General features: G+C 69.5%; 6 protein-coding genes. 2 read left to right on the top strand and 4 right to left on the bottom strand.

The window, feature by feature from the left end; all coding sequences use genetic code 11:
• The first annotated feature begins 141 nt into the window (after positions 1 to 141).
• Positions 142 to 906 (top strand): SDR family oxidoreductase, encoded by a 765-nt coding sequence (locus ACM2XV_RS11425; RefSeq protein WP_344774685.1) that lies wholly within the window; start codon positions 142 to 144, stop codon positions 904 to 906.
• 49 nt (positions 907 to 955) lie between these two features.
• Positions 956 to 2,119 (top strand): AI-2E family transporter, encoded by a 1,164-nt coding sequence (locus ACM2XV_RS11420; protein ID WP_344774687.1) that lies wholly within the window; start codon positions 956 to 958, stop codon positions 2,117 to 2,119.
• Here ACM2XV_RS11420 and ACM2XV_RS11415 read toward each other — a convergent pair.
• From ACM2XV_RS11415 to ACM2XV_RS11400, 4 genes are all read right to left on the bottom strand, one after another.
• On the bottom strand, positions 2,116 to 3,819 hold the full coding sequence (locus tag ACM2XV_RS11415; RefSeq protein WP_487027006.1) for a class I adenylate-forming enzyme family protein: 1,704 nt from the start codon (positions 3,817 to 3,819) through the stop codon (positions 2,116 to 2,118). The genes ACM2XV_RS11420 and ACM2XV_RS11415 overlap by 4 nt on opposite strands.
• Before the next feature lie 19 nt (positions 3,820 to 3,838).
• Complete coding sequence (locus ACM2XV_RS11410) at positions 3,839 to 4,027, bottom strand: CsbD family protein (RefSeq protein ID WP_344774691.1); 189 nt, start codon at positions 4,025 to 4,027, stop codon at positions 3,839 to 3,841.
• 53 nt (positions 4,028 to 4,080) lie between these two features.
• Positions 4,081 to 4,512, bottom strand: coding sequence for a hypothetical protein (locus ACM2XV_RS11405; RefSeq protein WP_344774693.1), 432 nt, complete (start codon positions 4,510 to 4,512; stop codon positions 4,081 to 4,083).
• Between the two features lie 9 nt (positions 4,513 to 4,521).
• Positions 4,522 to 5,835: glycoside hydrolase family 15 protein (locus tag ACM2XV_RS11400; protein ID WP_487027005.1), on the bottom strand; the 1,314-nt coding region annotated here is incomplete at its 5' end.

Here is a 5,835-nt window from a genome sequence, read left to right as displayed (position 1 = left end):
GCGGCGGCGCAGGAAGTCGGCGAGAGCGGTGCGATCCATGCATCCGATCATCACACCCGCGTGCGCGCCCAACCAGGGATCGCGGGTCCCACGATCGCTGCGTCCCTTTTCACGACGAGCCGATGCCTGCACCGTGGAGTCATGAACATCAGCGGAAACACCATCTTCATCCCCGGTGCGACGAGCGGCATCGGACTCGCTCTCGCCCTCCGCTTCAAGGACGCGGGCAACACGGTGATCATCGGCGGCCGCCGCGCGGCCCTGCTCGACGAGCTGGCGCAGCAGCACGGCTTCGACACGGTGCAGCTGGACACGTCGGATGCCGCGAGCATCACCGCTGCCGCCGCGGAGCTCATCGCCCGGCATCCCGACCTCAACGTCCTCATTGCGATGGCCGGCATCATGCACGCAGAGGACTGGCACCGCGCCGAGGGCTTCCTCGCCTCCGCCGAGCAGACGATCACCACCAACCTGCTCGGCCCGATCCGCCTCATCGGCGCCTTCATCGAGCACCTCCAGACCCGGCCGGATGCGACGATCATGACCGTCTCGAGCGGGCTCGCACACACGCCGCTCGCCTTCACGCCGAGCTACAACGCGACCAAGGCGGCGATCCACATGCTCTCCGAGTCGATCCGCCTGCAGCTCGCCGACACGAGCGTGAAGGTCACCGAGCTCGTGCCGCCGCTCGTGGCCACCGAGCTGATGCCCGGGCAGTCGCAGGACCCGAACGCGCTGCCCCTGGATGCCTTCGTCGACGAGGTCATGCAGCTCATCGAGGCGCAGCCGGATGCCCACGAGATCCTGGTCGAGCGGGTGCACTTCCTGCGCTACGGCGAGGCGCGCGGGGACTACGACCAGGTCGTCGCCGCCCTCAACGGCGGCCATCGGGACGTCACGGCCTGATCGGCACGGCGTACGCCTAAGGAGCCCGCGGCTGGGTACCCTCATGCGCATGGCCTTCTTGCACAGGAACAAGGTGCCCAGCGGCGGTGCGCTGCCGCGCAATGTCGCAGTAGCCAAGGCGGAGACCACCGTCGCCTGGGGGGACGGGTTCGGCCGCTTCGCCACGCGCTGCATCCAGATCATCGCGGTCCTCATCGTCGCGGCGGTGCTCGTGCTCGCCATCACGCAGGTGAGCCTCGTGTTCATTCCCGTGACCCTCGCGCTCATCCTGGCGTGCGCGATCCACCCCTTCATGGCCTGGATGCGCCGCCACGGCGTGCCGTCGATGCTCGCGACCTGGATCGCGCTGTTCTCGATCCTCATCGTCATCGGCGGCCTGACGACGCTGATCGTGTGGGCGGTGCATTCGCAGTGGGGCGAGCTCCAGCAGAACGCGACGGACGGCATCAACCGCCTGGAGGGCTACTTCAACCAGCTTCCCGCCAACCTGATCAGCCAGCAGAACCTGCATGACGCGCAGAATGCGGTCGTCGACTTCATCACCTCGGCGCAGTTCGGGCGCGGCGCGCTCGCCGGCGCCGGCGCGGCGGCCGAGGGCGTCACCGGCCTCTTCCTCACGATCGTCACGCTGTTCTTCTTCATGAAGGACGGCCCGAAGATCTGGGAGTTCCTGCTGCGCCCCCTGCACGGCGAGACCTACAAGCGCGCACAGCGCATCGGCGAGAAGACGGTCACGGTGCTCGGCGGCTACGTGCGCGGCACGGCGATGGTCGCCGCGGCCGACGCGGTCGGCATCGGCATCGGCCTCGCGATCGTGGGGGTCCCGCTGGCGTTCCCGCTCGCGGTCATCGTCTTCATCACGGCGTTCATCCCCATCGTCGGCGCGGTGCTGGCCGGTGTGCTCGCCGCCCTCGTGGCACTGGTCGCGAACGGGCCGGTCGCGGCGATCATCGTGATCGCGATCGTGGTGCTCGTCAACCAGCTCGAGAGCCACCTGCTGCAGCCGCAGATCATGGGGCACTCGCTCAACCTGCACCCGCTCGTGATCCTGCTCTCACTGGCCGCGGGCTCGCTCATCGGCGGCATCGTCGGCGCGGTGCTGGCGGTGCCGATCGCCGCGACGGCGTGGGGCATCACCACCGTCTGGAACTCCGAGACGGGCGGACCCTTCGCCACCAGAGCCGCGGAAGAGGCGCCCCCGGCGCGAAACTAGCGCTTCGCCGGCGTCAGGAAGCGCCCCGCGGCGGCATCCTCGATCGCCTGCTGCTTCAAGATGAAGTGCTGCTTCTTCCCGGTCGCGGTGTAGGGGAGCTCGTCGACGAAGGCGTAGCGGCGCGGCCGCTTGAAGTCCGCGAGGCCGGGATGCGCGCGGCAGTGCGCGTCGAGGTCGTTCGCCGCCGCCTGGGCGTCGCCGAGCTTCCCCGGCTTCACGCGCACATAGGCGACGACGAGCTCGCCCCACTCGTCGTCGGCGAGGCCGGTCACGATCGAGTCGGCGACGCCGGGGTGCTCCGCGAGAGCTTCCTCGACCTGCACCGGGTGGATGTTCTCGCCGCCCGAGATGAGCATGTCGTCCTTGCGGCCGACGATCGTGACGATCTCGTTCTCGTCCCACGTGGCCAGGTCGCCCGGGTACATCCAGCCGCCGCGGAACTTCTCGGCGGTGCGCTCGGGGTCGGTGTAGGCATAGCCCGCCTTGACCGTGCGCATGATGACCTCGCCGACGGTGCGACCGTCCTTCGGCACCAGGTCGCCGGGCTCGGCGAAGCGGTCCTCATAGACGTTCACCACGGCGACGTCGTCGTCGATGCACGCGCGGCCCGCGCTGCCGGCGAAGGCCGGCAGATCCTCGGGGCGCAGGAAGGTGTTCCAGAACGCCTCGGTCGTGCCGTAGCCGTTCATCAGCCGCGGGTGCAGCGTCTGCTGGTAGCGGATCGCCGCCGCCTTCTCGAGCGGCGCCCCCATCGTCACGATGCCGCGCAGTGAGGAGATGTCGCGCGGCGTGGATTCCTGCTCGTCGGCCAGGCGCTCGAGGTTCGTCGGCGCGCCGATCACGTAGGTCAGCTTCGAGTTCTGAACGGCGTCGAGCACGACGGCCTCGTCGAAGCGGCGCAGGCACACGGATTCGGCGCCCACGAAGAGCACGGGGTTGGGCCCCGCGCAGTAGTTGCCGCCGCGGTGGAACCACGGCGACATGTTCATCGTCTTGTCGGTGCTCGAGAGGGGGAACGCCATGATGACGTCGTGCGCCGACAAGGTCTCGTTGAGGGACGTGAGCGGCACCGCCTTCGGCATTCCCGTCGTGCCGCTCGTGTAGAGCCGGCTGGACTCGTCCCACACGCTGCCGTCTTCGGGGGCACGGAAGCTCGGGGCATCCTCGACGAGCAGGTCCTCGAACGCGATCGACCCGGGAATCAGCTCGCCGCTTCCCACGCCCGCCACGACGGCGGGCCGGTGCGTCGCGAGTTCGAGCGCCTGGGCGACCAGGGATGCCTGCTCGCGCTCGTACACGAAGACCTTCGGCTTCGACTCGTCCAGGATGAAGGCCGTCTCGCCGGGGGAGAGACGGAAGTTCATCGGCGAGCTGACCGCCCGCAGGCCCTGGGCCGCGACATAGAGGAACGCGAACTCGGGCGAGTTCATCAGCTGGTAGGCGACGAGGTCGCCCGTTCCGACGCCGGCACGGCGAAGGCCCGCGACCAGTCGTCCGGTGACGACGCCGAGTTCGGCGTACGTCCACGAACGCCCCGTCTCGGGGTCGCTGATCGCGGGCCTGTGCGCGTACCGATGGGTGTTGCGCTCGAAGGCGGTCGCCCAGGTGAAGTGATGCTCGAAGACGCCCTGAAGTTGGCTGATGTCGTAGCCGGTTCCGTTGGCGGAGAACAGGGGCTGATCAGCAGGCGTCGTCGTCATACGACGAGTCTATTGACGCTCAGTCGCGGTCGGTCGCCTTGTCGAACGCGTCCTTGATCGAGTCGCCGGCCTTCTTGACCTTCGCGCCCACCTGGTCAGCCTTGCCCTCGTTCTCGAGCTTCTCGTCGTCGGTGAGCTTGCCTGCGGCTTCCTTGCCCTTGCCGATCGCGTCGTCGGCGGCGTGGCGGCCCTTGTCTGACATCGACATGATGTGCTCCCCTCTGTGTCTGTGTCAGAGGGGCGATACCCGGCGGGGTGCGCCTAGAAACGCGGGCGCTCGGCCTGCTCGGCGGCGACGACCGCGAAGACCGCGGCGGCTGCCATGAGAGCGACCAGAGCGGCCTGCACGATCACCTGGACGATCGGGATGAGCGGCAGGCCCGAGAGGATGCACCATGCGGCGGCGATGACCAGCAGGCCGAGCCAGCCGAGCGTCTTGCGCGCAAAGAACGCGACACCGACGACGAGCGCGGCCGCGACCGAGGTCTGGAAGAGCGGGGTGGAGAGATCGCCGTGACCGATCCAGGTCACGACGAGCGTGTAGACCCAGAACAGGAACACGAGGACCGCGAGGAGCGTGACGAGCAGACCGCCGAGAGCGGACGGGATGCGGCGCGCCAGGAACGCGACGAAGGACTGGTTCTGAACGCCGTCGTCGTGGGTGACGGCCGGGGATGCTGCATTCACGGTCACAGCCACAGCTTATCGAGTCAGCTCGGTGTCCGAGAGCGCGTCGACCGCGCGCACGAATGCGAGGTGCGAGAGCGCCTGCGGCGTGTTGCCGGCCTGGCGCTTCGCCCGGGGATCGTATTCCTCGGAGAGGAGCCCCACGTCGTTCGCGATTCTCCCGACCCGGTCGAGCAGCGCGAGCGCGTCGTCGCGCCTGCCCGAGCGGGCGTACTGCTCGGCGAGCCACAGCGAGCACGCGGTGAACGGGTTCTCGCCGGCCGGCAGCCCGTCGACCCCGCTCTCGGTCACGTAGCGGTCGACGAATCCGTCATGCATGAGCTCGGACTCGATGCGGGCGACCGTCGCGAGCATGCGCGGGTCGTCGGGCGCGCAGAAACCGACCTGGGGCAGCTGCAGCAGTGCGGCATCCACATGCGGCGCGCCGGCGTACTGCACGAACGCGCCCGTCGCGTGATCGACGTGGTCGCGGTCGATGGCGTCGCGGATGCCGTCGCGCAGCTCCCGCCAGCGCCGTGCGGGCCCCTTGAGCCCGTACTTCTCGACGGCCTCGACGCCGCGGTCGAACGCGGCCCAGGACATGGCGCGCGAGTGCGTGAACGCGCGCGGCTCGCCGCGGATCTCCCAGATGCCCTGGTCGGGCGTCGCCCAGACGCTCTCGAGGTGCTCGAGCAGGGCGCGCTGCAGTCCCCACGAGACGGCGTCTTCGGCCAGTCCCGTCTCGCGCGCCGCCGAGAACGCCAGCATTACCTCGCCGATCACGTCGGCCTGGAACTGCTCAGAGGCGGCGTTCCCGACGCGGACCGGGTGCGCTCGCTCGGAGCCCGGGCCCTGGTATCCGGGCAGGGAGGCCAGTTCGCGCTCGGGCAGCCACCGCTCGCCGCCGAGGCCGTACATGATCTGCACGTCGGCGGGGTCGCCCGCGATCGCCCGCAGCATCCACTGCCGCCACCTGTCGACCACGTGGTTGTAGCCGTGCTGGGCGAGCACATTGATCGTGAGGGCCGCGTCCCGCAGCCAGACGAAGCGGTAGTCCCAGTTGCGGCCGCCGCCGAACTGCTCGGGCAGCGAGGTCGTCGCGGCAGCCGCGATGCCGCCGGTCGACTCGTGCGTGAGCACCCGCAGCACCAGCAGAGAGCGCTGCACGAGCTCGCGATAGCGCTCGGGCACTTCTCGCGAGCGATCGGCGGGGCGCCCGCGGTCGAGCCACTGCTGCCACCACTCGTGCGTGTGGGCGAGCGCGGCGTCGACGTCGAGGGGCTCGGGCAGCGGGCGGTGGCTGGGGAACCAGGTGAGCACGATGTCGACCGTCTCGCCTGCGGCGACCTC

It is taken from the genome of Gryllotalpicola sp. CP2-P1, from assembly GCF_057512245.1.
Note: the sequence above shows the minus strand (reverse complement) of the source record. Positions and strands in the feature narration are given on the sequence as shown.

What these genes read in the sequence shown, in the direction of transcription:
- ACM2XV_RS11425 (WP_344774685.1), top strand. Translation starts at nt 142, where the DNA reads ATGAACATCAGCGGAAACACCATCTTCATCCCCGGTGCGACGAGCGGC.
- ACM2XV_RS11420 (WP_344774687.1), top strand. Translation starts at nt 956, where the DNA reads ATGGCCTTCTTGCACAGGAACAAGGTGCCCAGCGGCGGTGCGCTGCCG.
- ACM2XV_RS11415 (WP_487027006.1), bottom strand. Translation starts at nt 3,819, where the DNA reads ATGACGACGACGCCTGCTGATCAGCCCCTGTTCTCCGCCAACGGAACC.
- ACM2XV_RS11410 (WP_344774691.1), bottom strand. Translation starts at nt 4,027, where the DNA reads ATGTCGATGTCAGACAAGGGCCGCCACGCCGCCGACGACGCGATCGGC.